We start from the raw sequence: 1,137 nt of genomic DNA, 5'->3' as shown, positions 1-1,137 counted from the left end.
GTCACCTTAAACGTGTAGCTGATCGTCTCGCCTACCTGCGCCTGACCGTCTTCGTTCTCATCCACGAACACTCCGTCTTTCTCCAGACTCATCGATGGACTTTGAGTGAAACAAGCCTCTATTTCGTCATTGGTAGAAAGAATTACTTCATATTCACCAGAACCATTTTGATCTGGATTTTCATTTCCACTGTATTCTCTTACTTCAGCAGTTGCTGTATTGATGAAACACTTATCATCAATCATGTCTTGAGTAATCGTTACTGAAACGTCAAACACCTCTTCTCCATTTGGAGCTAGTTCAGGGATTATTGCGTTGAATCCAGCTTTCAAATCCTCGACATAAATATCGTACAGAGTTACATTTCCTGTATTGACAACTTTAATCTGATAGTCAAGGAAACCTCCTTCTGCATCATCATTGGATAGAAGAGTTTTCTCAATTGAGATATCTGGTCTCTGTAATGCATTTACAGTTTCAGAATCCGACACAGAATATTCCTCATTATTATAAGAATATGATGCTATAGCTATGTTATCTATTTTCCCGAAATCTACATCAGACTGTTTTACCAAATAGTTTGTATTTATAATCTCAGAAGAGTTTGGTGCTAAACTATTTATGACAATATCCAAATTAGTCAATGGGTCTACCAAAGAGATATTTGTCAGAGTAACATTTCCTGAATTAGTAACTACAATCTTGTAATTAATTTCTTGACCTTCCGCATCATATGTTGAAACATCTGCTTCTTTAGAAATCAATAATTCATTTTTCTGATCATAAGTGATTGTAACTAATGCCTCATTTGAAACATTCCCCTGTCCATCATTTACTGTATATCTAATAGGAGTTGGATTAAATGAATATCCAACTTCTGGCGTAAACGTAATCGCTCCCGTCGTTAGATTCACCGTCCACTCGCCTTCACCCGGAACTACCAGTGCATCACCAGGATTCAGTGTACCCACTATCTGAACTGTTGTCGGATCAACATTATCTCCAAGATTATCATTAGATAATACATCTAGAATGACAGATGTTTCTGGCAAATTGCCCGTGCTGCTGTCATTGCTCGCAACCGGTACGTAATCGATCGTGATCGTCGCCTCGTTCGAGGTCAGACCCGTCGCATCA

At 38.7% G+C, this 1,137-nt stretch carries 1 protein-coding gene; it reads right to left on the bottom strand.

Features of this window, described 5'->3' with window-relative positions; all coding sequences use genetic code 11:
* Positions 1–1,137: CLIPPER-2 domain-containing protein (locus BM073_RS17915; protein ID WP_407639976.1), on the bottom strand; the 1,137-nt coding region annotated here is incomplete at both ends.

It is taken from the genome of Algoriphagus ornithinivorans (assembly GCF_900115305.1).
In the GTDB taxonomy this organism is placed as follows: Bacteria; Bacteroidota; Bacteroidia; order Cytophagales; family Cyclobacteriaceae; genus Algoriphagus; species Algoriphagus ornithinivorans.
This window is presented reverse-complemented; position numbering and strand designations above follow the sequence as displayed.